The sequence below is a fragment of the Aeromonas sp. QDB31 genome, from assembly GCF_027707605.1.
Classification (GTDB): domain Bacteria; phylum Pseudomonadota; class Gammaproteobacteria; order Enterobacterales; family Aeromonadaceae; genus Aeromonas; species Aeromonas media.
Genome location: NZ_JAPCIX010000001.1, coordinates 397,608 through 423,009, shown reverse-complemented (window position 1 = coordinate 423,009; position 25,402 = coordinate 397,608). Strand labels below are relative to the sequence as shown.

Below are 25,402 nucleotides of genomic sequence, written 5' to 3'. Positions count from 1 at the left end.
GAATGACATCGGCTGTTCGTGGCGAAGTATGCGCTCTCGATAGCGCAACTCGCACACTTGTGCACCCAGATAACGTGCCTCCTGGATGGATCTAGGATCCCTGCTCGGCGCAACCCTTGTTGCCCGGCAGAGCCAGCAGCTTACATAAATTACAAAGTGCGAAGCACGTGAACAACGTGCCATCTCAACGAGGATTAATTTTATGATGAAAATGGCTCCTTCCCTGATCGCCATCGCCATGGCTGCCATGGGTGCAACTGCTGCACACGCCGCTGATGATATCTACTTCGGTGCCGGTGTCGGTGCGACTCACTTCAACGGTCTGAACAAGATCGAAGGCGTGAACACTGGTGAAGAAGACGCGGCTGCTGCCAATGCCTTCGTCGGTTACAACTTCAACGAATACTTCGGTTCCGAGCTGGGCTACCAGTACACCGGCCGTGGCAACACCGATGGCAACCGTTATGAGAGCCAGGGTGCCACCCTGTCCGGTATCGCTCGTCTGCCGCTGGGCAACGATTTCTCCCTGTTCGGTGAAGCTGGCGCCTACTGGGGCCACACCGACGGTATGGGCACCAGCGATACCAAGGTATCCCCGCTGGCCGGTGCCGGTGTGACCTACAAGGTGAACGACGCGCTGGATCTGCAAGCTCGTTACCGCTACATGTGGGACGTGGCTGACCTGCACGCCGACAACGTACGCTACAAGTCCAACCAGAGCGTTGCGACCCTGGAAGCCGTTTACCACCCGTTCCGTACTTCCTACGTAGCACCGGCTCCGGCTCCTGTTGTTGAAGAAGCTCCGGCTCCTGCTCCGCAGATCGTTGAAAAGAACTTCGCCCTGAACTCCGACGTGCTGTTTGCCTTTGGCAAAGACAGCCTGAAGGCCGAAGGCGTGGAAGCCCTGAACGCTCTGTACCAGCAGATCGTCGAGTTCCAGCCGAAAGACGGTAACGCCGTTGTCGTTGGTTACACCGACCGCATCGGTTCCGACGCTTACAACCAGAAGCTGTCCGAAGCCCGTGCCCGCACCGTTGCCAACTTCCTGGTCAGCAAGGGTATGGCTGCCAGCAAGGTTGCCATCGAAGGTCGTGGCGAAGCCAACCCGGTTACCGGCACCAAGTGCAACGGCGTAACCGCCAAGGCTCAGCTGATCTCCTGCCTGGCCCCGGACCGTCGCGTAGAAGTGCGCGTATCCGGCGTACAGGAAGTTCAGCAGTAATCTGACTCCGTTCAGATAACGCGAAAAGGGGATGCCACGGCATCCCCTTTTGCATGTCTGTCACCGCAAACGTCACCTCCTGTCTCACCCCCTTGTCTCCCCCTCCCTCTCTGGCCAGTCCGCATCCTCGTCGCACCAACCCCATCGCTGCATATCTGTGCAGAAACTTGATCAAGCTGATTCAAAAGAATACAGTAGCAACGCTTGTAAGACATTGGATGAACTATTAAAAGTGCTTATTGCCCGGTTAGTTGTCCATGGAGAAACAGCTTCATGAGAATCCAGGTTACCATCCATTTTTTATTCAAGCCGTCCGTGACCAGGTCACGGAATCGCATCATGAAATGTCATCTGCGATCGGTATAACAAAGAGTGCGCAGTACGCCCGTAGCACGGCAACTCAACGAGGATAAAATGATGAAAATGAAAATGGCTCCAACCCTGATTGCTCTGGCTATTGCAGCCATGGGAACGTCCACCGCCCAGGCGGCCGATGATTGGTACACAGGTATGGGTGCAGGTTGGGCTTATGGCCATGACCTGGACTCCTTCGGTCTGGATGCCGACAAGGACGCCACCGCGATCTCCCTGTTCGGCGGCTACAACTTCACCGAAAACTTTGCCGCCGAGCTGGGCTATCTCTATGCCGGCAAGGGTGGCGTCGACGGCGTCGACTTCAAGACCCAAGGGGGGACCCTGTCCGGTATCGCCCGCCTGCCCATGAACGACATCTTCTCCGTGTTCGCAGAAGGCGGTGCCTACTTCAACCACGTCAACGGCAACGGTGACAGCGACAACGGCACCTCGCCGCTGGCCGGTCTGGGCCTGAGCGCCAAGCTCACCGATCTGCTCGACCTGCAGGCTCGCTATCGCTACATCTGGGATCTGGGTGACGATCAGAAGACCTGGAAGACCGACATGAGCGTCACCACCCTGGAACTGGTGATGCACCCGAACCGCAAAGCCTATGTGGCACCTGTAGCCGCACCGGCTCCCGAGCCGGCCCCCGAGCCCGTCATGGTCGACAAGAGCTTCTCCCTGAGCTCTGACGTGTTGTTTGCCTTCGGCAAGTCCACCCTGAAGCCGGAAGGTACTGCCGCCCTCAACACCCTGTATCAGCAGATCGTCGACGTTCAGCCAAAAGATGGCAGCGCCGTGGTGGTGGGTTACACCGACCGTATCGGTTCTGACGCCTACAACCAGAAGCTGTCCGAAGCTCGTGCTCGCACCGTGGCCGACTTCCTGGTTGGCAAGGGTCTGCCGGCAGGCAAGGTCGCCATCGAGGGCCGTGGTGAAGCCAATCCGGTCACCGGCACCCAGTGTGACGGCGTCAAGGGCAAGAACCAGCTGATCGCCTGCCTGGCACCGGATCGCCGCGTCGAAGTGCGCGTCACCGGCGTACAGGAAGTGCAACAGTAAGCGGTCAACCCGCAGCCAAACAAGGGGCCAGTCGGCCCCTTTTTTTATTCGTTGCACCACCCTCCACACCCTCTCACGGGGACCAAATAGTTGTCATCCTCCTCACAGATTTTCCATACAGGGTCGCCACTTAAGTGGTTAAACGTCTCATATGGCCTATACATAATGTTGGTTATACATAACAAAGGGCTGGGAGCCCTATAACACCCAACATCGACGAGGAAACGCGATGAACATAAGACTGAAACCGGTATGGATTGCATTGGCATTGGCGACGGGAGCGGCACAGGCGGCACCTGTCCATGACTGGTATATAGGGGCGGGGGCGGGCTGGGCATGGGCCCATGATCTCGATGACTTCAGCAAGGATGCCAGCAACGACGACACCGCGTACAACGCCTTCGCCGGCTACAACTTCACCGAAAACCTGGGGGCAGAACTGGGCTATCTGTCGGGCGGTGACTGGGACGTCAATGGTCACGAGTTCAGCAATCAGGGGGCAACCCTGTCGATCCTGGGTCGCCTGCCATTGAACGACATCTTCTCGGTGTTTGCCGAGGGGGGCGGTTACCTCTACAGCGTCAAGTCCATCAACGGCAGCGAGGACAACCTGGCGCCACTGGCCGGGCTAGGCATGACCGCCAGGTTGCACGACTGGATCGACATCCAGGCCCGTTATCGCTACATGGTGCGGGTGGGGGATGACTCGGACAACGACAAGGTGGGCAGCGGCACCCAACGTTGGGTCAGCGACATCAGCACCGCCACCATAGAGCTGGTACTGCACCCCAACCGCACCGTAGCCGCCTTGCCGGTGGCGGCCCCCATGGTGGTGGCCCCGCCGCCGGCCCCCGAGCCGGTGGATCAGACCTTCAACCTGAGCTCGGACGTGCTGTTTGCCTTTGGCAAAGCCGAGCTCAAGCCGGAAGGCATGGCCGCGCTGGACGACCTCTACCAGCAGATCGTCGACGTCAAGCCCAAGGACGGCAACGCCATGGTGATGGGCTATACCGACCGCATCGGCTCGGACGCCAACAACCAGGCGCTGTCCGAAGCCCGTGCACGCACCGTGGCCGACTTCCTCATCGGCAAGGGGCTGCCCGCCGACAAGGTGAGCATCCAGGGCAATGGCGAGAGCAACCCGGTGACCGGCACCCAGTGTGATGCCGTCAAGGCCCGGGCTGCCCTCATCGACTGCCTGGCCCCGGATCGCCGGGTCGAGATCCGGGTGACCGGCGTGCAGGAAGCCGCACCAGCGGCCACCGAGCCCACTGCCGAACCCGCTGCCGAACAACCGGCACAATAATTCCCCATCCGTCTCTGCCGTGCACAAAAAAGGGATGCTTGCGCATCCCTTCTGCTTTTTGCAGCACCTTCGATCAGAACGAAGTGCGACGATAACGGCGGTATTCCGGGCGCCAGAAGTTCGCTTCGATGGCCTGGTCTATCACATCATCCGGGGTCTGCACCGCCTTGCCCTGCAGCATGGCGGTCTTGGCCACCATCTTGGCAATGTAGCGGGACACCCGATGGATGTCCGCCAGATCCGGCAGCAAGGAGCCCTCCTCTCCCTTCACCAGCGGCGAGCACTCCGCCAGCGCCCGGCTGGCGGACATCAGCATGGCATCGGTCACCCGGGTGGCGCCGGAGGCGATGACGCCAAGGCCTATCCCCGGGAAGATGAAGGAGTTGTTGCACTGGGCGATGACGTAGCGCTTGCCCTTGTGCTCCACCGGCGCGAACGGGCTGCCGGTGGCCACCAGCACCTGGCCGTCGGTCCAGCGAATGAGGTCGGCCGGCGTGGCCTCCACCCGGGAGGTGGGATTGGAGAGCGGGAAGATGATGGGACGAGCACAGTGCTTGTGCATGGTCTTGACCACCTCTTCGGTGAACAGGCCCGGCTGGCCGGAGACCCCGATCAGGATGTCAGGACGACCGTGCTCCATCACCTCCAGCAGAGAGATGTTGTCCCCCACCGGCCACTCCTTGATCCGCTCGAGCGGCTGGGACAGCTTGCGCTGGAAGTCGAGCTGGTTGGGGATCTTGTCGGTGATGAGGCCGAAACGGTCCACCATGAACACCCGGCCACGGGCCTCCGCATCATTCAGCCCTTCGGCCTTCATCTGCGCCACTATCTGCTCGGCGATGCCGCAGCCGGCGCTGCCCGCGCCGAGGAAGGCGACCCGTTTCTCGGAGAGCTTGGCCCCCGAGGCCTTGCAGGCGGCGATCAGGCTGCCGAGCGTCACGGCGGCCGTGCCCTGGATGTCGTCGTTGAAGCAGCACAGCTCGTCCTTGTAGCGGTTGAGCAGCGGGGTGGCATTGCCCTGGGCAAAGTCTTCGAACTGCAGCAGGATCTCGGGCCAGCGGCGCTTGACCGCCTGAATGAAGGCATCGACGAACTCGTCGTACTCCTCCCCGGAGATGCGCGGATGACGCCAGCCCATGTAGAAGGGGTCATTGAGCAGTTGCTGGTTGTTGGTGCCCACGTCCAGCACCACCGGCAGGCAGTAAGCGGGGGAGATGCCGCCGCAGGCGGTGTAGAGCGACAGCTTGCCGATGGGGATGCCCATGCCGCCGATGCCCTGGTCACCGAGGCCCAGGATCCGCTCGCCGTCGGTGACCACGATCACCTTGACGTTCTGCTTGGTGGCGTTTTGCAGCATGTCATCGATCCTGTCCTTGTCCGGATAGGAGATGAAGAGGCCGCGGGCACGGCGGTAGATGTTGGAGAACTCCTCGCACGCCTTGCCCACGGTCGGGGTGTAGATGACCGGCAGCATCTCGGTCAGATGGTTGGTCAGCAGGCGATAGAACAGGGTCTCGTTGGTGTCCTGGATGTTGCGCAGATAGATGTGCTTGTCCATGTCGTTGCCAAACGCCATGAACTGACGATAGGCGCGTTCGGCCTGCTCTTCGATGGTCTCGATGTTCTGGGGCAGCAGGCCTTCCAGATTGAAGCTGCTGCGCTCCTCGCTGGTGAAGGCGCTGCCCTTGTTGAGCAGAGGGGTCTCCAGCAGGGCAGGACCGGCGTAGGGAATATAGAGGGGGCGTTTCTGATTATTATCTTCAAACATGGATCTGTACCTTGACTGTGTGGCCCGTCGATCCTATGAGCTTGGACCAACAATTTCAAAGGGTTTGCACATCCGTGGCAACAGGTTTGCGACCCAGGCGACGAAAGGCGCCGGGGGTCTGACCAGTGAGGCGGCGAAAGCGGTTCGCAAAGTTCGCGCCGTCGCTGTAACCGACCCGGCTGGCCAGCTCACCGAGGGGCCAATTGGTATAGAGCAGCAACTGACGCGCCTTGTTCATTCTGAGCTCGGTCACCTTCGCCATGGGTCCCATGCCAAACAGCTGCTGGCAGAGTCGATGCAGATGGGGCACAGAGCAGGCCATCTGGCTGGCGAGCAGGACCACGCTCCAGGGCTCATCGAGGCGCGCCTCCACCCGGCGAAACAGCGCCTGCAAGCGCAGCTCCGGAGTGCCGCGCACCTCCCCTTGCAGGGTCCTGTCCAGCAAGGCCAGCAGCAGGCTCAGCAACTGGGGTTGCAAGGGGGATCTCACCCCCTCCCCCTGCATCAGGCTGAGCAGATGATAGAGCTGATCCCCCTCCTCCCCCTGCCAGATGCGATGGCCAAGCCGGTGCAGGTGCTGCCAACGCGGTACGTCGTCCAGCAAAATCCAGCTGATCTGCCAGTGCTCGCCGGTGAGCCGCAAGCCACCGGGCACAGCCGCCGGCAGGAAGATGAGCGATCCCGCGGGGATGGGCTGCTCCCCCTGATCCGTCAGCAGGGCCCCTCCCTCATCATGGCTCACCATCAGGATGTGGAACTCGGGCCGATTGCGGCGAATGAGGTAGTGATCCCGTAAGCGGGAGAGGCCGGTCAGGAAGATGCCCGCCTCCCCCAACAGCGGCAAGCCTTCGCGCCCCAGCATCCGCTCCTCGCAGCCGGGGGCTATCTCAAGACATTCGCTGACAAATGCCATAACACCTCAACAGGATAGTTTTGAACAAGAAAGCGGAGAGGTACTCACAGTGAAGCCACCCGCGACAGACCCTATCATACCCATGACAAACCTTGATTTTCACATACCCGGTCAACATAAATGAGTTATTGGCAAGCGATTTTAAAACAAACCACCGACCGTGAGTTCATGACCCGACTGTGGCGACTGGCCCTGCCGGTGTCGCTGCAGTCCATGATGTTCTCCCTGCTCGGTCTCATCGACATCATGATGGTGAGCCAGCTTGGCACCACGGCGGTGGCGGCGGTCGGCTTGGGTAACCGGGTCTTCTTCTTCAACCTGCTGGTGATAGCGGGGCTCTCGGGCGGGGTCTCGGTGTTGGCAGCACAGTATTACGGTCGCGGCGAGCTGGCCGGGGTACGCCGATCCCTGGCGCTGGCGCTGGTGGGCGCCCTGCTGGTGAGCCTGCCGTTTGCCCTGGTCTATGTGCTCTCGCCGGGCAGCGTGCTCGGCTTTGCCAGCCAGGATCCCGCGCTGCGCGCCCTCGCAGACGAGTTTTTGATGATCACCGGCGCCACCATCCTCTGCACCGCCATAGTCGTGCCACTGGAGGCGGCGCTGCGCTCGGTCGGTAATGCCGCCGCTCCCACCCGGATCGGCATCATCGCCATCATCGCCAACGTCATCCTCAACTACGCCCTCATCTTCGGTCACTTCGGCTTCGAGGCGATGGGCGTAGCCGGTTCGGCCTGGGGCACCACTCTCTCACGCTTGCTGCAGACCACGCTGCTGCTGATCTATGTGTGGCGCCAGGAGCCCCGCCTGGTGCCGCGCAAACAGGACTGGTGGGACGCCTTTCGGCGCAAGGAGGTGGTGCGCTTCACCCTGATCGCCCTGCCGCTGCTGCTGCACGACGGACTCTGGGCTTTCGGGATGCTGCTCTACGGCTTCCTCTACGCCCACCTCGGTACCGACTCCCTGGCCATCATGACCACGCTGGGGACGCTCGAGAGCATCCTTATCTCCCTCTTCTTCGGGCTGGCGGTAGCCTGCTCCACCCTGCTCGGACACCGGCTCGGGGCCGAGGAGTATGAGGAGGCCTGGCAACACTCCCAGCTGTTCCTGCTGCTCGCCCCCATTGGCGCCCTGCTGGTGGGGATAGCCGTCTGGCTGCTGCAGACCAACCTGCTGCTGTGGGTCGGCAACCTGCCGGGCGAGCTGATGGGGGAAGCGGGTCAGGTACTTGCCATCATGTGCCTCGGCATGTTGCTCAAGGTGTTCAACATGGTGGGCATCGTCGGGGTGCTGCGCTCGGGCGGGGATGTGAACTACAGCATCTTCATCGACATCGTCGGCATGTGGTGCATCGGCCTGCCGCTCGCCTGGGTGGCGGTCAGCCTGCTGGGCTGGCCCCTCTCCTGGGTGGTGGCCGTGGTACTGCTGGAGGAGCTCTCCAAGGTACTGCTGGTGCAACGCAGGATCCGTCAGCGTCACTGGCTCAAGAATCTGGTGATGGGGTGACGTTGCTTGCAGGGCAAAAAGCGGGGTCATATCAATGACAGAAAATCCCGGTTTGCAGTATGCTGGCCGCCTCTTCAATCAGCGGCGGGTACACCACGCCCTGCCAGTAGTCGTTTAAGGAGACGCACATGCAACCAGAAAAAGAGCTGATCACCGAGACTGCCCTGCTGGAGATGGCCAACGGCATCATCAAGGACCACGAAGACTTCATCCACGGCATGCGGGCCGATTCAGTGGAGCAGAAGGGGGAGATCCTGGTGTTCAAGGGGGAATTCTTCCTGGCCGAGGACGGCACCCCGACCGGCAAGACCATGGCGGTGTTCAACATGTTCAAACTGCTGGCCCAGCAGTTGTCAGGCAAGTACCGGCTGAGCTGAGATCGCAATCCCTCCGACAAGATGCCGCCTTCAGGCGGCATCCGTCTTGGTGGGCCCGGGCTTGCCCGGCGTCTTCGCCAGTTCGCCCACCACGCAGTTGCGACCCGCCATCTTGGCCATATAGAGGCACTCGTCCGCCCGGTTGAGCAGCTCCTCGACCCCCTCCCCGCGCAGAGCCAGGGTCAGGCCTATGCTCACCGTCACCTCCAGCAGTTCATCCGAGGTCGGGCTCTTCACCAGCCGCGCCTCCACCGCCACCCGCAGTCGCTCGGCGACCCGCTTCGCCTGGGCCAGCTCGGCGCAGTTAGGCAGCAGGATGGCAAACTCCTCCCCACCGTAGCGACCGAGCACCATGCCGGGCTCCAGCTGCTCCGCCAGGGTCGCCGCCACCTCTTTCAGCACGGCATCTCCCGCCAGATGGCCGAAGCTGTCGTTGATGCGCTTGAATCTGTCCAGATCCAGCAGCAGCACGGCAAAGGGAGCCTGCTTGCGGATCATGCTGACCCTGGCCTTCTCGAGCTGCTTCATCAGCAGGCGACGGTTCATCATGCCGGTCAGTTCGTCCGTGGTGGACTCCCGGTAGAGTTGCAACAGCATGTTGAGCTGGCCGCACTGCACCCAGGCACTCGCCACGGTGAACAACCCCAGCAGCCAGACCTGATTGAGGGTCTGCACGCTCAGGAGCGACTGACCCACCAGCAGCCAGTTGCCGGCCAGCATGGTGATCAGGATGCCGCCTGCCAGTTGCAGACTGAGAGAGAGCGGGATGGGGAAGATGGCAAACAGGCTGATGAGCAGATAGGGGAACGCCATGTAACCCGCCTGCAACTCCTGATCCGTCCCGAAACTGTGCAGACAGATGAGGGAGAAGAGCATCATCACCGCCATCAGATAGCCCAGCGCCAGCTTCATGCGCTCGCGCTTGAAGTGGATGAGATAGGAGAGGGGGATAAGCGGAGAGAGGGCCAGCAGGCAGAAGATCCGAACCTGAAACAGCTCGTCAAACTGAGTGGCGGGCAGGGTCAGCCAGTCCACCAGCGCCCAGGCGGGCAACCCCACCATCAGCAGGCAGGTGAGCAACCGAAGACGCACCGTCATAAAGCCCATGCGGGTCAGGGTAAAATCTTCGGAGTGGGCACGGGCACTCCAGAACTCCGACAGCTTCAGCATCCAGAGCCTCCATATTACAACTGAGGGCTCATTCTACACCGTCCCTCCCTGGATGCATCAGCATGTCCCCCATTTATAACGAGAACTGCCTCACACAAACCGGCGGATCATAATCGCCGCGCGCAAACGTTTCAACCCATCGAAAAATAAACCTTTATCGCTCCAATTAGCGCTGGTCAGCCCCATTTCAGTCACTACAATAGCGCCCAATTTTCTCCCCCTCCCCACACACTTCGAGGTATTTATGGAACAGGCTGCCGCCGCGCGCACGACTCCCGAGACCCATCCCCCCAGGCGAGCTCACAGCGAGCTCATCTACGGCATCGACGAGGTCCCGCCCCTGCCCCAGACCCTGTTCGCCGCCTTGCAGCACATGCTCGCCATGTTTGTCGCCATCATCACCCCGCCCCTCATCATCGCCAACGCCCTGGGCCTCCCCGCCGCCGACACCCGCTACATCGTCTCCATGTCCCTGGTCATGTCCGGCATCGCCTCCTTCATCCAGACCCGCCGCTTCGGTCCCATCGGCTCGGGCCTGCTCTCGGTGCAGGGCACCAGCTTCAACTTCCTCGGCCCCATCATCGCCTCCGGCCTCGCCCTCAAGCAGGCCGCCATGCCCACCGAGGATCTGCTGGGCACATTGTTTGGCACCATGCTGGCAGCCGCCCTCACCATAGTGGTGATGAGCCGCTTCCTGCACCTGGTCAAGCGCATCATCACCCCGCTCGTGACCGGCATAGTGGTGCTGCTCATCGGCCTGACCCTGATCAAGGTGGGCCTCATCAGCATGGGTGGTGGCTACGCCGCCCTCTCTGACGGCAGCTTCGCCAGCCACACCAACCTCTTTCTCTCCCTGCTGGTGCTCGGCCTCATCGTGCTGCTGCAGCGCAGTCGCAACCCCTGGCTGCGCCTCTCTGCCATCATGATCGCCATGCTGGCGGGCTACGCCGTGGCCCTGCTGCTGGGCAAGGTCAACCCCCCTACCTTCGAGGGTCCCCTGATCATGGTGCCACTCCCGCTCCACTACGGCATCGGCTTTGACTGGCAGCTGTTCGTGCCGCTCGCCATCATCTTCGTGGTGACGGCGCTGGAAGCCATCGGCGACATGACCGCCACCTCGGATATCTCGGGCGAGCCCCTGGACGGGCCCGTCTACATGGCGCGGATCAAGGGGGGCGTGCTGGCCGATGGCGCCAACTCCATGCTGGCGGCGGTCTTCTCCACCTTCCCCATGTCCACCTTCGCCCAGAACAACGGCGTCATCCAGCTGACTGGCGTCGCCAGCCGCCATGTCGGCCTCTTCATCGCCGCCATGCTGGCCCTGCTCGGCCTCTTTCCGGCGGTGGCCAGCCTAGTGCAGCAGATCCCCGAACCCGTGCTGGGTGGCGCCACCATAGTGATGTTCGGCACTATCGCCGCCGCCGGGGTGCGCATCATCTCCCGCGAGGAGCTGGACCGCCGCGCCCTGATGATACTGGCGGTGTCGCTCGCCATGGGCCTTGGGGTGGCTCAGGTGCCTGAAGTGCTGCAACACCTGCCGGAGCTGGCCAGGAGCGTGCTCTCCTACGGCGTCGCCACCGGCGGCCTCACCGCTATCCTAATGAACCTGCTGCTGCCCAAGCACCGCGCCGCGCAGGCCTGACGCTCTCCAGAGCGAACAGGTAAAGCCCCGCCGTGCGGGGCTTTACCTCCTCCTCCGTCACGGGTACTGTGCTGGGCAGCCTCTGCTCAGGATGCCCTTCATGACCTATACCCTGCTTTCCTCCCTGCCCACCAACTACACCCCGGATCAGATACTGGCCGAGGAGCGGCGTTGGCTACGAGAATGCGCCCATGATGGCCAGCCCCGCGCTCACCTCTGGCAGGCGCCCCAGTGCCTTATCATCACCCGCAAAGACACCCGACTCCCCTGTTACGCAGCCGCCTGTGAACAACTCGCCACCGAAGGCTGGCCCGTATTTGTGCGTGACAGCGGCGGCACCGCCGTGCCCCACGGGGCGGGCATCCTCAACCTCTCCCTGCTGCTGCCCCGCACCACCACTGATCTTGGCCACTATTACCATCTGCTGGGGGCGCCGCTGCTGGCCCTGTTGGGCGAATACGGCCTGACGGGAAACTACGACTTCGTGCCCGGATCGTTTTGCGACGGCCAGTACAATCTGGTGATCGGGGGTCGCAAGGTAACCGGCACCGCCCAGCGCTGGCTGGCACCAGGGCAGGATCACCAAGGCGCCGTGCTGGCCCAGGCCATGTTGCTGGTGGCGGGAGACGTGGACGAAGGCACCCGGATGGCGAGCCGCTTCTACGAGCTGGCGGGCGGCGAACTGCGCTTTATGACAGGAACCTCCACCACGCTGGCAAGCTGCATTGACTGGCGCGGTGGCAACGAGGCGTTGGTGGACAAGGTGCGAGCATGTCTGGATAGACTGCTGAGCGAGGGACTATCCCCCTCACCCTGTTCCCTCTCCCGGGGGGAGAGGGAACAGGCCCGTCCATGGAAATAGCGCAGCGCACAAAAAAGCCACGACTCGAGTCGTGGCTTGTTCTTTTCAAGGCGAACGTGAAACGAGCGGAGGAGTTCAGGCCGTCTGCGGCTCTGGTTCCGACTCCGTATCGCGGTCGCGGTCGCGGTCGCGGCCAAAGTAGGCGCGGGTCTCGGCGATCACCACATGACGAAGGCCAATCAGGCCGATGAGGTTGGGTACCGCCATCAGGCCGTTGACGATATCGGCCAAGAGCCAAATCATATCCAGATGAAGGAAGGCGCCGCTCGCCACCAGCACCAGATAGACGATGCGGTAGGGCTTGATCGCCTTGACCCCGAACAGGTACTCGGTGCAGCGCTCGCCGTAGTAGTTCCAACCGAGGATGGTGGTAAAGGCGAAGAACAAGAGCCCTATGCTCACCAGATACTGGCCTATGTGGGCATCCAGCCCTTGCGCAAAGGCCTGGCTGGTCATGGCGGCGCCGCTCAATTCACCGCTCCACACTCCGGTCACCACCAGGGTCAGGCCGGTCATGGTGCAGATGATGATGGTGTCGATAAAGGTGCCGGTCATGGAGACCAGCCCCTGCTCCACGCAGGAGTCCGTCTTGGCCGCAGCTGCGGCGATGGGCGCAGAGCCCAGACCCGATTCGTTGGAGAAGACCCCGCGCGCCACCCCGGACTGGATCGCCAGCATAATGCCGGCACCGACGAAGCCGCCGGTGGCCGCATGGCCGGTAAAGGCGCTCTCGATCACCAGCATGACAGCATCGGGCAAGGCGCCGGCATTGTTCACCAGTACCCCGGCACAGGCGAGGATATAGAAGATGGCCATGAAGGGCACCACCTTGCTCGACACGCTGGAGATGGACTGGATACCGCCCAGGGTCACCAGCGCCACGATCAGAGTCAGCACCACGGCGGTCACTTCACGGGGCACCGAGAAGGAGAGGCTCATGGCGTCGGAGATGGCGTTGACCTGGGGGAAGGTACCGATGCCGAAGAAGGCGACGCCGATGCCGAACAGGGCGAACAGCTTGGCGAGCGGCCTGGAGCCAAGCCCCTTCTCCAGATAGTACATGGGGCCGCCAGCCATCTGACCGTTGGCATCCTGCTCGCGGTATTTGACCGCCAGCAGGCACTCGGCGTACTTGGTGGCCATGCCAAACAGCGCCGCCATCCACATCCAGAACAGGGCGCCGGGGCCACCGAGCTTGATGGCGGTGGCGACCCCGACGATGTTGCCAGTGCCGATAGTGGCTGAAAGCGCAGTACAGAGGGCGGCGAAGCTGGAGACGTCCCCCTGCTTGCCCTGACCCTGATCGCGGCCAAAGACCAGTTTGAGGGCGAGCGGCAAGCGCACGACCTGAAGCAGACCCAATCGCAGGGTAAGATAGATACCGGTCCCGACCAGCAGGATCAGCAGGGGTGGACCCCAGACAAAGCTATCGATGGCGGCGAGCGCCGATTGAATTGATGACATGCATCCTCCTTAAAAAACAATGATTAAGGAGGAGAAGGATGATCTTCCCATAGGTGTCGCGATCCCCAAAGGCGATCGGATGCAGGCCAAAAACGTGTTCACACTCTTACTGCGAGGCCGTGATCAAGGCTCATGCGCTGCTCGGAAGCCTCATGTATTCACATACACTCCGGTTCCTGCGCTGCTCTTTACCTTGCTGACGACCTCTCGTGACAGATCGTGAACAGTTCCAAGCTCAGGTACAACCATCCCATCCCCTCTGTCCTTTTGCCTGAGAGTTTCCGGCACCAGCCTGCCCTTGCGGGTCGTTATGGTGCCTTGCTCCTTCGGCGCCCGATCTAACGGGTCTCTCCAGAGTATCGTCCAGTAGCAGTCCACACCGGTTGCCCGGTACCTGAAAGATTCACTTCTTCGGTGGATGGTCCCCCATCGCTCTCCTGCTACCTTCATCCGAACTAGTTTGGATTAGGAAGCGGGCATGTTAATCCAAAAAATGTGAGCTGTCTCCCACTCGGCCGGACTCCACGCCATTTTTTTCTGTCCCGACCATCAGCGAAACGCATGTTAAATGTTCGTTAACTATCAATAAGTTATGAAGTTTTGTCTGATGATGACGCACACCAAAAGACGCAGACTGCCCCATATCAAGATGATGTTTCGTCTCGACCAGAAATACTTGCCAACATATCCAATCAAAATGCTTGCACACAAACTCAATAAGTCGATAATCCCGCGCATAACTAAGCACTTTGCAAGGGAGTTATGCATTGTGCCTGGTCGGTCCCTCCGGACCACTCGCCTGAGCCGGCCGTCGCCGGTTCAATCGCATATGGCTTGGGCATATCACGCCCCCTAAGGATGATCAAAAGAGAATGAACGAGACCCTGGTCGCACAAGATTACCGTCAGCTGGTTGAACAATTTGGCTCCCCCCTGCTGCTGCTCGACAAGGCAGCCGTCCGCAAACAGTATCGGGCCCTGGCCGCCGCCCTGCCCGATGTGCGCTTGCATTATGCACTCAAGCCCCTGCCCCATGAGGCTGTGGTCTCTGTCTTGAAGGAAGAGGGGGCCTGTTTCGATCTGGCCACCAATGGCGAAGTGGATCTGGTGCGCAGCCAAGGGGTTCGTCCGGGACGCTGCATTCACACCCATCCCATCAAACGCGACAGTGACATCCGTTATGCGCTGGAATTCGGCTGCACCGTGTTTGTCTATGACAACCCGCTGGAGCTGGAGAAATTCCTGCCCTACAAGGACGAGGTCAAACTGCTGCTGCGCGTCAGCTTCCCGAATCCCGAGACCAAGGTCGATCTCTCCAAGAAGTTCGGCTGCACCCCGGAGCAGGCACTGCCGCTGCTGCAACTGGCCCAGGCCAAGGGGATCAAGGTGATGGGGCTGTCGTTCCACGTCGGGTCCCAGGTGCCCCACGCCCGTCGCCATGTGCAGGCCATCGATGCCTGCCGCGAGATCATGGAGCAGGCCTGGGATCTCGGCCTCAAGCCCTGGGTGCTGGACATCGGCGGCGGTTTCCCGGTGGATTATGAGGGCGGCGAGTTCGACATCGACGGCTTCTGCGCCCCGATCCGCGAGGCACTCGCCAAGCTGCCCGCCACCGTGCAGAAAATTGCCGAGCCGGGCCGTTTCATCAGCGCACCGGCCATGACCTCGGTGTCCAGCGTGATGGGCAAGGCCCACCGCGGTGACAAGATCTGGTACTACCTGGATGACGGCCTCTACGGCAGCTACAACGGTCAGCTCTATGACCACGTCACCTACCCGGTGAGCACCCCCTATGCCCATGGCGAGCTGCACAATGCCGTGCTCTCCGGCCCCACCTGCGACAGCGTGGACGTCATTCGCGACGGCATCATGCTGCCGGATCTGGCCATCGGCGAGCTGGTGGTGGGCCGGGTGATGGGGGCCTACACCTGGGCGTCGGCCTCCACCTTCAACTTCTTCCCCAAGGCGAGCATCCTCATTCTGGACAGCGCCCAGAAGCAGAAACTGGTGGCGGTGGCCTGAACGGTTCGACCACGAGTGTTGCATAGAGAAGGGGAGCCATTGGCTCCCCTTCTTGTTTGTCTTGTCATGCCCTCATCAGAACTGGCTGGTCAACAGCCAACCGGTATAGGCGACGAAGATGCAGAGCAAGATACCTCCTTCCACCCTGTTGATGCGGCCCTGTCCCTTGCGGCCCAGGCACATCACCAGCAGCAGCAGGGTCAGTCCCATCATCAGGCTCCAGTCGCGGGAGAGCACCGCCGGGTCCACGTCAAGGGGCGCTATGCCGGCGGCGATGCCGACCACGGCCAGGGTGTTGAACAGGTTGGAGCCGAGCACGTTGCCAAGCGCCAGGTCATGTTCCTTCTTCTTGATGGCCATCAGGGAAGAGGCCAGCTCCGGCAGCGAGGTACCCACCGCCACTATGGTCAGGCCGATGACCAGATCGCTGATGCCAAATGCCTGGGCTATGGTCACCGCACCCCACACCAGCAGGCGGGAAGCACCTACCAGGAGTACCAGGCCCACGATCAACCAGAAGATGGCCTTCTTGAGCGGCATGGCTTCGCTGTCGATCTCCACATTCACGTCTTCGTCCAGGGCGTCTCCCTTCCCCTTGATCCCGGTCCAGATGGACCAGCCCAGCAGCCCGATGAAGACGCCACCCAAAATGAGGGCGTCGCTACGCCCCAGGTGACCATCGATGAGCAGGGCACCGGTCAGCAGGGTGATGCCGAGCAGGATGGGGATCTCCTTGCGCACCACCTGAGAGGAGACGGCAATGGGGCTGATGAGGGCTGTCAGTCCCAGAATGAGGGCGATGTTGGTGATGTTGGAGCCATAGGCATTGCCCAGGGCCAGGCCCGGGTTACCCTGCATGGATGCCAGGGCCGAGACCACCATCTCGGGGGCCGAGGTACCAAAACCGATGATCACCATACCGATCAGCAGCGGCGGCATGCCGGCATAACGAGCGGTGGCGGCTGCACCGTCCACAAATTTATCCGCACTCCAGACCAGCAACGCCAGTCCGGCAATCAGGGCAACAAAAGCCAGGGTCATATTCTTCTATCTCATCGACTGCAAACACGAGAGCCAGGCGGCTAGCCTGGCTCCATCCAAACGCGGCCTCAGTGTATCGAGCCGCCTTGCTATTTCAAGATGAAATCAAACAATGATTAACATCTCACAGCGCGGCCAGCAGACTCTGCGCATCAGACACTTCGAACTTGCCGGGGGCCTCCACGAACAGCTGCTCGACCACGCCATCATTGGCGATGAGGGCAAAGCGCTGGGCACGCAGGCCGCCGAAGGCGCCTGTCTCCTTGGCAAGGCCAAGCGCCTGGGTCCAGCTGCCGTCCCCATCCGCCAGCATGGTGATGGCGTCGGCATTCTGGGCCGCCTGCCACGCCTTCATCACGAAGGCATCGTTGACCGAGAGACAATAGAGGGCATCGACCCCCTTGGCCTTGAACTCGTCCGCCAACACCACATAACCGGGCAGATGCGCGTTGGAGCAGGTGGGGGTAAAGGCGCCCGGCACCGCGAACAGCACCACTCGCTTGCCGGTAAACAGGGCCTGGGTATCCTTCACCTGCTTGTCCTCGGCGGTGATGAAGGTAAATTCCCCTGCGGGCAGGGATTGGCCGACCGTGATCATGATGTCTCGTCCTTAAGTGATTGAAAGAGGCCCAGTCTACTCCAACCAGAAAAGAGACGACACCGGCTCGCCCGTGTCGTCGCACCTGCCTGATGGCAATGTCAGCAGAAAATTCAACGTGAATTCGGCAGCCAGAACCTCTGCCTTATGCCGGGCGCCGCGCCTGCCAGGTGGCGATGGCGAGCAATGAATCCGGGGTGAATTCATCGGCCCGCTCGGTTATCTCGGCCAGACTCATCCAGTGCACCTCGCTCACCTCTTCCGCCTGGAGTTGCAGCGGCCCCCGATAATGGCAACTGAACAGACCGCCCCAGACCCGATAGCCTCCCCCGCTCGCCTCCCCCTCGGCGTAGAAGGTGCCGAAGTCGTGCAGGGGCACGTCACGGATCCCCAGCTCCTCGGCCAGCTCGCGCCGGGCGGAGGGCTCCATCGCCTCCCCCGTGGTCACCACACCACCGGCGCAGGCATCCAGCATGCCGGGACAGAAATCCTTGCTCAGGGTACGCCGCTGCACCAGCACGCGCCCGGCCTCATCGAGCACCAGAATATAGCTGGCGCGATGGCGCAAGTTCTCCTGACGCACCCGGGTGCGCTCGGCCACCCCGATCACCCTGTCCTGCTCGTCTACTACGTCCACCCACTCCACGTGCGGCACCTTGTCCATCCTGCGATGGTCGCAGTATATCGGTGCCGGGGCCGGGGGCTGCACTACTTTTTCAACGCCGGGAGCAGGACGCCAGCCCGCCATAACAAGGATTCATACAAACCTTCATCAAGTGTCACATCCGTGTCATGGTGAGACGGCATAGTGTGCCCTGTCCAAACAACAGGGTCTCTTGCCATGAAGGTGTTCAAGCAGTTGTCTCCTCGTCGAATTGCCCGCTATATCAAAAGCTTCCATCACGGCAGCTTCATGGTAGAGGCTCTGGGGCGGTTTGAATTTCAGGGGGGAATCATCGATGTGAGAACGCTGAGCTGCCGCCAGGCGCTGAGCCTGGCCCGGCAGATCAATCTGGCCGTGCGCGATCTGCGCACCACCGCCCTGTTGCCGGGCTGACATACTCCTTTCCGTTTGTAGTCTGCTTCCATGCACGTCTTTGCCCGCCGCTCACCGAGCGTGCGGGCTATTTTCAATGGGGTTGTCCCCGTCTGACCCGCATCAGTGTTGCAGGATCTGGGAGAGGAACAGCTTGGTTCGCTCCGACTGGGGGTGGTCGAAGAACTGGTCAGGCACGTTCTCCTCGATGATCTGGCCGCGGTCCATGAAGATCACCCGGTCCGCCACCTGCTTGGCAAAGCCCATCTCGTGGGTGACGCAGAGCATGGTCATGCCCTCATGGGCCAGCTCCACCATGACATCCAGCACTTCGCGCACCATCTCGGGGTCCAGCGCAGAGGTCGGCTCGTCAAACAGCATCACCTGGGGGTTCATACAGAGGCTGCGGGCAATGGCGACCCGTTGCTGCTGACCGCCGGAGAGCTGGCCCGGGTACTTGAGGGCCTGCTCCGGGATCCTGACCCGGCGCAGGAAGGTCATGGCGATCTCCTCCGCCTCCTTGCGTGGCAACTGCTTGACCCAGATGGGCGCCAGGCAGCAGTTCTCCAGCACCGTCAGATGGGGGAAGAGGTTGAAGTGCTGGAACACCATGCCCACCTCCCGGCGTACCGTCTCTATGTTCTTGAGATCCGACGTCAGGGCCGTCCCCTTGACCAGGATGTCACCGCTCTGATGCTCCTCCAGCCGGTTGATGCAGCGGATCATGGTGGACTTGCCCGAGCCAGACGGCCCACAGATGACGATCTTCTCCCCCCTGCCCACCTGCAGATTGATGTTGCGCAGCACATGAAACTCACCGTACCACTTGTTGACATCCTTGAGTTCTACCACAGCGTCCGTTTTCATCTCGAAACTACTCCTAATGCTTGTGACCGGTGTTGAGTTTGCGCTCCAGATAGATGGAGTAGCGGGACATGCCAAAACAGAACATCCAGAAGATCATGGCGATGAACACATAGGCCTCGGTGGAGAATCCCAGCCAGGCCGGATCCGCCAGCGCCACCTTGGAGATGGCGAGCAGATCGAACAGCCCTATGATCAGCACCAGGCTGGTGTCCTTGAACAGGGAGATAAAGGTGTTTACCAGGGAGGGAATGGTGATCTTGAGGGCCTGGGGCATGATGACCAGCCCCATCACCTTCCAGTAGGAGAGCCCCAGCGCCTCCCCCGCCTCGTACTGCCCCTTGGGGATCGCCTGCAGCCCCCCCCTCACCACCTCGGCCACATAAGCCGCCTGGAACAGAATGATGCCGATGAGCGCCCTCAGCAGCTTGTCGAGCTCCACCTCGCTGGTCATGAACAGCGGCAGCATGACGGAGGCCATGAAGAGCACAGTGATGAGCGGCACCGCCCGCCAGAACTCGATATAGACGGTGGAGAGGCTGGAGATGACCGGCATGTGGGAGCGGCGTCCCAATGCCAGCAGGATCCCGAATGGCAGGGCGACCACTATGCCCACCACCGCCAGCACCAGGGTCAGCATCAGGCCGCCCCAGCGGTTTGTTTCCACCACCTCGAGACCGGCCCCGCCATGGATCAGCACGAAGGCGATGACCGGGAATACCAGCAGGGTAAAGAGCGCCAGCCAGCCCTTGCGCGGGGTGCGCGGCCAGATCAGCAGCGCCAGCAGCACGGCCAGACCGGCGAAGGCCAGATTGATGCGCCAATACTGATCGACCGGATAAAAGCCGTAGAGATATTGTCCCAGACGGCTCTCGATAAATACCCAGCAAGCCCCGCCCTGGGCGCAGTCGGCACGGCTGCTCCCCTGCCAGTTGGCGGAGAAGATAGCCCAGTCCAGCGCCGACCAGAGCAGTGGCAGCAGCAGGTAGGCCAGCACCAGGGTCAGCAGGCCGTTCCACCAGTTGGGGAAGAGGTTCTGCCTGACCCAGGCGACCGGCCCCCGGCGATGATCGGGAGGCGGCAGCGCCTCCTGCAACTCGTTCACAAACATGACAGCTCCCTAACGCTCGACCAGCGTCATCCTGCGGTTGTAGATGTTCATCAGGACTGAGGTGGTGATACTGACGATGAGATAGACCCCCATGGTCATGGCGATCACCTCGATGGCCTGCCCGGTCTGGTTGAGGGTGGTGCCCATGAACACCGAGACCAGATCCGGATAACCGATGGCGGTGGCCAGCGAGGAGTTCTTGGTGAGGTTCAGATACTGGCTGGTCAGCGGGGGAATGATGACCCGCATCGCCTGAGGAATGACTACCAGCCGCAGCGTCTTGGTGGGCGAGAGCCCGAGGGCGGAAGCGGCCTCGGTCTGCCCCTTGCTGATGGCCAGGATGCCGGATCGCACTATCTCGGCGATGAAGGCCGCCGTATAGATGGTCAACGCCAGCAGCAGGGCCGCGAGCTCGGGCAGCACCGTCAAGCCCCCACGGAAGTTGAAGCCCTGCAAGGCTGGCACACTCCAGGAGAGCGGGCTGCCTGCCAGCAGGAAGACGATGGCAGGGAGCAGGATCACCAGAGCGGCCACACAGCGCCAGAACGGGAAGATCCTGCCGGTCAGCGCCTGACGGCGCCGCGCCCAGCGACTCAGCCCCCAGCTCAGGACGACAGCGATCAGCAGGGCCCAAAGCACATAGCCAAATCCCTCTTCAAACAAGGGTTTGGGTAGATAGAAGCCCCGCACGTTCAAAAAGGCGAGCCCTCCCAGCTCCACGCTCTCACGGGGAGACGGCAGGGTGCGCAGCACCGAGAAGTACCAGAAAAAGATCTGCAGCAGCAGCGGAATGTTGCGAAACGTCTCTATGTAGACGGTGGCTATCTTGGCTACCAACCAGTTGCGGGAGAGACGCGCTATCCCGAGCACGAAGCCGAGCAGAGTGGCAAACAGGATGCCGAGCACCGAGACCAGCAGGGTATTGAGCAGGCCGACCACGAAGGTACGACCAAAAGTGTAGGTCTCGTCGTACGGGATCAGGCTCTGCAAGATGCCGAACCCGGCGGTGTTGCCCAGAAAATCGAAACCTGTGGTGATGCCACGGGTCGCCAGATTGGTCAGGGCATTGTTGATGATGTAGAACAGAAACGCGAGAACGGCCGCAATGGCCAGGCACTGGAATATCTGCGCCCGCACCTTGGCGTCATACCACCAGCGGCCCTGTTCTTTCCTATGGTTTGATGCTTGTATCGCCATGAGGATGACTCCGACAAAGCCAGGGCAAGGGGGAAATGGGGGGCCAGGCCCCCCGACAGCTGTCTATTTAGCGGATGGGCGGGGCATACATCAGGCCACCCTTGTTCCAGAGTGCGTTGATGCCGCGGTCGATCTTGAGGGGAGAGCCGGCGCCGACGTTGCGATCGAACGACTCGCCGTAGTTGCCGACCTGTTTGACTATGTTGTAGGCCCACTTGTCATCCAGCCCCAGCACGCTGCCCTTGGGCTCTTCCAGCCCCAGCAGGCGACGAATGTCCGGGTTGGTGGATTTGAGCATCTCGTCCACGTTGGCACTGGTCACACCGGCCTCTTCGGCGTTGAGCATGGAGTAGAGACTCCAGCGCACCACCTTGAACCACTGTTCGTCACCCTGACGCACGGCGGGGCCCAGCGGCTCCTTGGAGATGACCTCGGGTAGCACCAGGGCATCCCCCGGCTTGGTCAGCTTGATCTTGAGGGAGTAGAGCTGGGATTGATCCGAGGTCAGCACGTCGCAACGTCCCGCTTCGAATCCCTTGACGGTCTGATCCGAGGTGTCGAACACCACAGGGGTATATTTCATGCCGCCATTGGCACGGAAGTAATCCGCCAGGTTGAGCTCTGTGGTGGTGCCGGACTGGATGCAGACAGCGGCCCCGTCCAGCTCCTTGGCGCTCTTGACCCCGAGGGATTTGTTGACCAGGAAGCCCTGGCCATCGTAGTAGTTCACCCCGGCGAAGGTCAGGCCGAGCGACCCGTCCCGGGTCAGGGTCCAGGTGGTGTTGCGCGACAACAGATCCACTTCACCGGATTGCAGGGCGGTGAAACGCTCCTTGGCGGTGAGGGACACATACTTGACCTTGCCAGCATCCCCTAGCACGGCCGCGGCGACCGCGCGACACACGTCCACGTCCAGCCCGGTCCAGGTGCCCTTGGCGTCCGGATTAGAGAAACCGGGCAGGCCATCACCGACCCCGCACTGCACGAACCCCTTCTTCTTCACGGCATCCAGGGTGCCCTCTGCCCAGACATTGGCTGCCGCCAGCGACAGCACTATCACCATACCTGCCTTGTGTATCTGCTTCATGTCACTCTTCCCTGTGGTTTGATTCGCATTGGCACCAAAACCTAGCAAGATGCCATCGTTTCCCTGCTTTTTCGCAGCTTATCCAGCGGTTCAAAAACTTGTCAATCGGTGCAACCCGGCCCAACCGTGGTGCAACAGCACAAAATGTTCGAACGAAGTGATATGCACTCTTAGAATCAAAAGTAGACCCTTATTCGCCAAATAGCCTGCTGTTAAAGGCCATTCCCGCTGTGAGGATTATTTTCGCAAAAAAATGGGATGCACCGGGATGGGGCAGCAAGATCTGCTTCCAACTGACTCATCAGGCTCGCTTTTCCACCAGCAGACCCAACCCTGGGAGCGGCAAACAAAGAGAAGGCTTTGCCGATATTTCGCGATGTAGGGTGGCAAACTGATATCAACAGGGGATCTTCTGGTGGGGATGGGGCCCGGGCCTGAGCTCTAGATCAGGGTGCCGGCCCGGGAGCAATACGCGACTCAACCACCGCGGGGACCGTCTTCAATCTCGGTGATGATGCCGTTTTCGACGGTGACGAACTGCATGAATTCGCTCCTGCCGAAGTTGTAGGTCCAGCGTTCGGCATACTTGACCGTCATCCGCGCCCCGAAGCCGTTCTCCTCGTAGCGTGTCAGATCTTCCTTGAGCAGCGGCTGACCGCAGCGGATCAGCAGTTCGGCCGTGGTGTCCCCCTCGGTCAACAGGGCGCTCTTGCAGCGCAGGGTGCCGGCATGCACCGGTAAGGCCGCTACCAGCAGCAACCACAGAATTGACTTCATTTTGCGCTCCATTTGAACAGCACCGCCCCCAGCGTGATGCACACCAGGGCAAACACCATGACTTGACCCAGGGTTCCCGCCACCGCCTGCCAGCCCGCCCCTTCCAGCATGACGGCACGGGCGGCCTCGATGATCTGGCTGAGCGGCAAGCGGGCCCCCACGGCCTGCAGCCAGGGAGGAGAGCCTTCCAGCGAAAACCAGACGCCGGATAAGAACATCATGGGCAAGCTGATGAGATTGAGCAAACCGCTCGCCAGCTCCTCGTTCTGAATGCGGGCGGCGATGAGCAGCCCGAGGGAGGCCATGGCGGTCCCGCCGACCAGGGCGATGAAGAGCAGCAGCCAGCCAGAGCCGAGCAGGGGCACATCCAGCAGCCAGTAAGCCACCAGAAAGACCAGCAGGCTCACCACCAGGGTGATCAGCACCCGTGACAACAGCTGGGCGCAGAGAAACTCAGCGGCCGAGAGTGGTGTGGCCCGCAAGCGCTTGAGTACCCCGTTCTTGCGATAGCGCACGATGACGAAGCCGACCCCGAACAGGCCGGAGAACATCAGGTTCATGCCGATCACCCCGGGCAACAACCAGTCGCCGTAGCGGATGGTCCGACCGCTCAGGGCCTCTCGTTGCAAGGGCGCGCGCACCGCCTGGCGCAGCAGGTATTCGGCCATGGCCCCCTGGGGGGCGTCCGGGTTGACCCAGTAGTGGCCGCGCGCCGGTGACAGCAGCAAGTCCAGCTGGTGATGGCGCACCTTGAGGGCCCCCCTCGCCTCGTCGTCATAGGGAATGAGCTTGAGCAGCGGGATATGGGTCAGGGGCTGATAGGCCGTCGTCAGCTCCCCCACCACCCCTATCTGTACCAGCGGCTTGGGGGGACCGGAGAAGATGAGGGAGAAGCCAATCACCAGCAAGAGCGGAAAAAGCAGGTTCCAGACCAGGGCCGCCCTGTCGCGCACGAACTCCAGGGTGCGGGCATAAAAGAGCGCACCTATGCGCTTGAGAGATCCCGTCATCTTCCGCTCCTTGAGCAGGTTGGCATCGGTAACATGCTGGCAGGCGCCGCAGCGGGGCGCCGCCATGAGGCGGCGTTCATGCGCCGCTCCGAAGGCTGTGGCCGGTCAGGTGCAGGAAGAGATCCTCCAGATTGGGGGAACGCACCTGCATGCCGGTCAGCGGTACCCCCAGGCTCAACAAGGTTGGCAGCAAGGCTGCCACGTCGGGGCAGTTCAGCTCCACCTGATCGCCGTGGGGCAGCAGCGGATAACCCAGGCTGGCGAGGGCCGGATGATCCGCGAGACGCACCAGCACACCGTCGAAGTGCTGTGCCAGCAGGGCCGCCGGCGTGTCCAGGCTGAGCAGATGACCGTGATCCACGATGGCGATGCGATCGCACAGTTGCTGGGCCTCGTCCATGTAGTGGGTGGTGAGCACCACCGTCTTGCCCTGGGCCTTGATCGCCTCGATCCGCTGCCAGAAGTGGTGGCGGGCCTGGGGATCCAGCCCTGTGGTGGGTTCGTCCAGAAACAGCAGTTCGGGATCCCCGAGCAGGGCCAGGGCCAGCAGCAGGCGCTGACGCTGGCCGCCGGAGAGCTTGCGGCTGTCCCTGTCGATGAACTCCCCAAGGGCGCACAGATCGATGAGCAGTTCCCGTGGCAGGGGGTTGGGATAGAGGCTGGCGAACAGGCGCAGGGTGTCGCGCACCGTCAGAAAATCCTGCAGTGCCGTGTGCTGGAACTGGATGCCGATGCGGGAGCGATAGTCGGGGCCACGGGGGGTGCCATGAAACAGGATCTGGCCGCTGTCCGGGGTGAGGATCCCCTCGAGCAGCTCTATGGTGGTGGTCTTGCCCGCCCCGTTCGGGCCGAGCAGGCCGAAACAGCTCCCGGCGGGAATGGCAAAGCTGAGTCCGTCCACCGCCTTGACTCCGGGGAAGTTCTTGATGAGATCGACGACTTCGATGATGGCAGCCATGGCCTGTCTCCCTGGGTGGCCGAGAGTGCGACGTCCTGACTATATCCAAATCTCCCGAG

The 25,402-nt window shown here is 61.6% G+C and carries 23 protein-coding genes and 1 riboswitch; of the genes, 9 read left to right on the top strand and 14 right to left on the bottom strand.

Annotated elements, in window-relative coordinates; translation table 11 throughout:
• The first annotated feature begins 202 nt into the window (after positions 1-202).
• The 3 genes from ompA (PG898_RS01920) (at position 203) to PG898_RS01910 (ending at position 3,947) form a co-directional block, all read left to right on the top strand.
• Positions 203-1,222, top strand: a complete 1,020-nt coding sequence (gene ompA / locus PG898_RS01920; protein WP_041206213.1) for a porin OmpA — start codon at positions 203-205, stop codon at positions 1,220-1,222.
• A gap of 417 nt (positions 1,223-1,639) precedes the next feature.
• Positions 1,640-2,641, top strand: coding sequence for a porin OmpA (gene ompA, locus PG898_RS01915; RefSeq protein ID WP_042648641.1), 1,002 nt, complete (start codon positions 1,640-1,642; stop codon positions 2,639-2,641).
• A 229-nt stretch (positions 2,642-2,870) separates the two neighbouring features.
• A complete protein-coding gene (locus tag PG898_RS01910; protein WP_042648640.1) occupies positions 2,871-3,947 on the top strand; it encodes an OmpA family protein in 1,077 nt (358 codons plus the stop codon).
• Positions 3,948-4,020: 73 nt separating this feature from the next.
• Here the strand turns inward: PG898_RS01910 and PG898_RS01905 are convergent, their stop codons facing one another.
• Complete coding sequence (locus PG898_RS01905) at positions 4,021-5,715, bottom strand: NAD-dependent malic enzyme (protein ID WP_042648639.1); 1,695 nt, start codon at positions 5,713-5,715, stop codon at positions 4,021-4,023.
• Positions 5,716-5,770: 55 nt separating this feature from the next.
• Complete coding sequence (locus PG898_RS01900) at positions 5,771-6,628, bottom strand: helix-turn-helix transcriptional regulator (RefSeq protein WP_042648638.1); 858 nt, start codon at positions 6,626-6,628, stop codon at positions 5,771-5,773.
• A 120-nt stretch (positions 6,629-6,748) separates the two neighbouring features.
• Between PG898_RS01900 and PG898_RS01895 the strand changes: the two genes are divergently transcribed.
• Positions 6,749-8,128, top strand: a complete 1,380-nt coding sequence (locus tag PG898_RS01895; protein ID WP_042648637.1) for an MATE family efflux transporter — start codon at positions 6,749-6,751, stop codon at positions 8,126-8,128.
• A gap of 128 nt (positions 8,129-8,256) precedes the next feature.
• Positions 8,257-8,505 carry a DUF2498 family protein gene (locus tag PG898_RS01890; protein ID WP_042648636.1) on the top strand — a complete coding sequence of 83 codons (249 nt, stop codon included), beginning with the start codon at positions 8,257-8,259 and terminating at the stop codon, positions 8,503-8,505.
• Positions 8,506-8,535: 30 nt separating this feature from the next.
• Here the strand turns inward: PG898_RS01890 and PG898_RS01885 are convergent, their stop codons facing one another.
• Positions 8,536-9,675 (bottom strand): GGDEF domain-containing protein, encoded by a 1,140-nt coding sequence (locus PG898_RS01885; protein WP_042648635.1) that lies wholly within the window; start codon positions 9,673-9,675, stop codon positions 8,536-8,538.
• A 244-nt stretch (positions 9,676-9,919) separates the two neighbouring features.
• Here PG898_RS01885 and PG898_RS01880 point away from each other — a divergent pair, with 244 nt between their 5' ends.
• Both PG898_RS01880 and PG898_RS01875 read left to right on the top strand, forming a co-directional pair.
• Positions 9,920-11,317, top strand: coding sequence for a nucleobase:cation symporter-2 family protein (locus tag PG898_RS01880; protein WP_042648634.1), 1,398 nt, complete (start codon positions 9,920-9,922; stop codon positions 11,315-11,317).
• A gap of 100 nt (positions 11,318-11,417) precedes the next feature.
• Entirely contained in the window at positions 11,418-12,179 is a 762-nt protein-coding gene (locus PG898_RS01875; RefSeq protein WP_042648633.1) for a lipoyl protein ligase domain-containing protein, read from the top strand.
• Between the two features lie 75 nt (positions 12,180-12,254).
• On the opposite strand, the gene PG898_RS01870 is transcribed toward PG898_RS01875, so the two are convergent.
• Positions 12,255-13,643, bottom strand: a complete 1,389-nt coding sequence (locus PG898_RS01870) for an alanine/glycine:cation symporter family protein (RefSeq protein ID WP_161507414.1) — start codon at positions 13,641-13,643, stop codon at positions 12,255-12,257.
• Positions 13,644-13,892: 249 nt separating this feature from the next.
• A riboswitch (glycine riboswitch) is annotated at positions 13,893-14,008 on the bottom strand.
• A 507-nt stretch (positions 14,009-14,515) separates the two neighbouring features.
• Here PG898_RS01870 and PG898_RS01865 point away from each other — a divergent pair.
• Positions 14,516-15,664 carry a type III PLP-dependent enzyme gene (locus PG898_RS01865; RefSeq protein WP_005328960.1) on the top strand — a complete coding sequence of 383 codons (1,149 nt, stop codon included), beginning with the start codon at positions 14,516-14,518 and terminating at the stop codon, positions 15,662-15,664.
• Between the two features lie 75 nt (positions 15,665-15,739).
• Here the strand turns inward: PG898_RS01865 and PG898_RS01860 are convergent, their stop codons facing one another.
• The 3 genes from PG898_RS01860 to yfcD all read right to left on the bottom strand — a co-directional run bounded on the left by PG898_RS01860 (position 15,740) and on the right by yfcD (position 17,967).
• Positions 15,740-16,705, bottom strand: coding sequence for a calcium/sodium antiporter (locus tag PG898_RS01860; protein ID WP_042648631.1), 966 nt, complete (start codon positions 16,703-16,705; stop codon positions 15,740-15,742).
• A gap of 124 nt (positions 16,706-16,829) precedes the next feature.
• The gene (locus PG898_RS01855) at positions 16,830-17,303 is read right to left on the bottom strand and encodes a peroxiredoxin (protein ID WP_042648630.1); all 474 of its coding nucleotides are present in this window, start codon (positions 17,301-17,303) and stop codon (positions 16,830-16,832) included.
• Positions 17,304-17,448: 145 nt separating this feature from the next.
• A complete protein-coding gene (gene yfcD, locus PG898_RS01850) occupies positions 17,449-17,967 on the bottom strand; it encodes an NUDIX hydrolase YfcD (protein WP_042648649.1) in 519 nt (172 codons plus the stop codon).
• A gap of 177 nt (positions 17,968-18,144) precedes the next feature.
• On the opposite strand from yfcD, the gene PG898_RS01845 reads away from it, so the two are divergent.
• A complete protein-coding gene (locus tag PG898_RS01845; RefSeq protein WP_005328955.1) occupies positions 18,145-18,360 on the top strand; it encodes a DUF1107 family protein in 216 nt (71 codons plus the stop codon).
• A 102-nt stretch (positions 18,361-18,462) separates the two neighbouring features.
• Here PG898_RS01845 and PG898_RS01840 read toward each other — a convergent pair whose 3' ends face one another.
• The 7 genes from PG898_RS01840 to PG898_RS01810 form a co-directional block, all read right to left on the bottom strand.
• The gene (locus PG898_RS01840) at positions 18,463-19,206 is read right to left on the bottom strand and encodes an amino acid ABC transporter ATP-binding protein (RefSeq protein ID WP_005328952.1); all 744 of its coding nucleotides are present in this window, start codon (positions 19,204-19,206) and stop codon (positions 18,463-18,465) included.
• 13 nt (positions 19,207-19,219) lie between these two features.
• Positions 19,220-20,314, bottom strand: coding sequence for an amino acid ABC transporter permease (locus PG898_RS01835; RefSeq protein ID WP_270823407.1), 1,095 nt, complete (start codon positions 20,312-20,314; stop codon positions 19,220-19,222).
• 9 nt (positions 20,315-20,323) lie between these two features.
• Positions 20,324-21,511: an amino acid ABC transporter permease gene (locus PG898_RS01830; RefSeq protein WP_270823406.1), complete on the bottom strand. Its 1,188-nt coding sequence runs from the start codon at positions 21,509-21,511 to the stop codon at positions 20,324-20,326.
• Positions 21,512-21,578: 67 nt separating this feature from the next.
• Entirely contained in the window at positions 21,579-22,598 is a 1,020-nt protein-coding gene (locus PG898_RS01825) for an amino acid ABC transporter substrate-binding protein (protein ID WP_270823405.1), read from the bottom strand.
• Between the two features lie 477 nt (positions 22,599-23,075).
• Positions 23,076-23,387, bottom strand: coding sequence for a DUF2845 domain-containing protein (locus PG898_RS01820; RefSeq protein WP_005324667.1), 312 nt, complete (start codon positions 23,385-23,387; stop codon positions 23,076-23,078).
• A complete protein-coding gene (locus PG898_RS01815) occupies positions 23,372-24,385 on the bottom strand; it encodes an ABC transporter permease (protein ID WP_041207054.1) in 1,014 nt (337 codons plus the stop codon). The genes PG898_RS01820 and PG898_RS01815 overlap by 16 nt, the downstream gene beginning before the upstream one ends.
• A gap of 76 nt (positions 24,386-24,461) precedes the next feature.
• Complete coding sequence (locus PG898_RS01810; RefSeq protein ID WP_005324670.1) at positions 24,462-25,343, bottom strand: ABC transporter ATP-binding protein; 882 nt, start codon at positions 25,341-25,343, stop codon at positions 24,462-24,464.
• Positions 25,344-25,402: the final 59 nt, after the last annotated feature.

Bases quoted from the DNA above. Each gene is read 5' to 3' on its own strand.
- ompA (WP_041206213.1), top strand. From the start codon at position 203: ATGATGAAAATGGCTCCTTCCCTGATCGCCATCGCCATGGCTGCCATG.
- ompA (WP_042648641.1), top strand. From the start codon at position 1,640: ATGAAAATGAAAATGGCTCCAACCCTGATTGCTCTGGCTATTGCAGCC.
- PG898_RS01910 (WP_042648640.1), top strand. From the start codon at position 2,871: ATGAACATAAGACTGAAACCGGTATGGATTGCATTGGCATTGGCGACG.
- PG898_RS01905 (WP_042648639.1), bottom strand. From the start codon at position 5,715: ATGTTTGAAGATAATAATCAGAAACGCCCCCTCTATATTCCCTACGCC.
- PG898_RS01900 (WP_042648638.1), bottom strand. From the start codon at position 6,628: ATGGCATTTGTCAGCGAATGTCTTGAGATAGCCCCCGGCTGCGAGGAG.
- PG898_RS01895 (WP_042648637.1), top strand. From the start codon at position 6,749: ATGAGTTATTGGCAAGCGATTTTAAAACAAACCACCGACCGTGAGTTC.
- PG898_RS01890 (WP_042648636.1), top strand. From the start codon at position 8,257: ATGCAACCAGAAAAAGAGCTGATCACCGAGACTGCCCTGCTGGAGATG.
- PG898_RS01885 (WP_042648635.1), bottom strand. From the start codon at position 9,675: ATGCTGAAGCTGTCGGAGTTCTGGAGTGCCCGTGCCCACTCCGAAGAT.
- PG898_RS01880 (WP_042648634.1), top strand. From the start codon at position 9,920: ATGGAACAGGCTGCCGCCGCGCGCACGACTCCCGAGACCCATCCCCCC.
- PG898_RS01875 (WP_042648633.1), top strand. From the start codon at position 11,418: ATGACCTATACCCTGCTTTCCTCCCTGCCCACCAACTACACCCCGGAT.
- PG898_RS01870 (WP_161507414.1), bottom strand. From the start codon at position 13,643: ATGTCATCAATTCAATCGGCGCTCGCCGCCATCGATAGCTTTGTCTGG.
- PG898_RS01865 (WP_005328960.1), top strand. From the start codon at position 14,516: ATGAACGAGACCCTGGTCGCACAAGATTACCGTCAGCTGGTTGAACAA.
- PG898_RS01860 (WP_042648631.1), bottom strand. From the start codon at position 16,705: ATGACCCTGGCTTTTGTTGCCCTGATTGCCGGACTGGCGTTGCTGGTC.
- PG898_RS01855 (WP_042648630.1), bottom strand. From the start codon at position 17,303: ATGATCACGGTCGGCCAATCCCTGCCCGCAGGGGAATTTACCTTCATC.
- yfcD (WP_042648649.1), bottom strand. From the start codon at position 17,967: ATGGACAAGGTGCCGCACGTGGAGTGGGTGGACGTAGTAGACGAGCAG.
- PG898_RS01845 (WP_005328955.1), top strand. From the start codon at position 18,145: ATGAAGGTGTTCAAGCAGTTGTCTCCTCGTCGAATTGCCCGCTATATC.
- PG898_RS01840 (WP_005328952.1), bottom strand. From the start codon at position 19,206: ATGAAAACGGACGCTGTGGTAGAACTCAAGGATGTCAACAAGTGGTAC.
- PG898_RS01835 (WP_270823407.1), bottom strand. From the start codon at position 20,314: ATGTTTGTGAACGAGTTGCAGGAGGCGCTGCCGCCTCCCGATCATCGC.
- PG898_RS01830 (WP_270823406.1), bottom strand. From the start codon at position 21,511: ATGGCGATACAAGCATCAAACCATAGGAAAGAACAGGGCCGCTGGTGG.
- PG898_RS01825 (WP_270823405.1), bottom strand. From the start codon at position 22,598: ATGAAGCAGATACACAAGGCAGGTATGGTGATAGTGCTGTCGCTGGCG.
- PG898_RS01820 (WP_005324667.1), bottom strand. From the start codon at position 23,387: ATGGAGCGCAAAATGAAGTCAATTCTGTGGTTGCTGCTGGTAGCGGCC.
- PG898_RS01815 (WP_041207054.1), bottom strand. From the start codon at position 24,385: ATGACGGGATCTCTCAAGCGCATAGGTGCGCTCTTTTATGCCCGCACC.
- PG898_RS01810 (WP_005324670.1), bottom strand. From the start codon at position 25,343: ATGGCTGCCATCATCGAAGTCGTCGATCTCATCAAGAACTTCCCCGGA.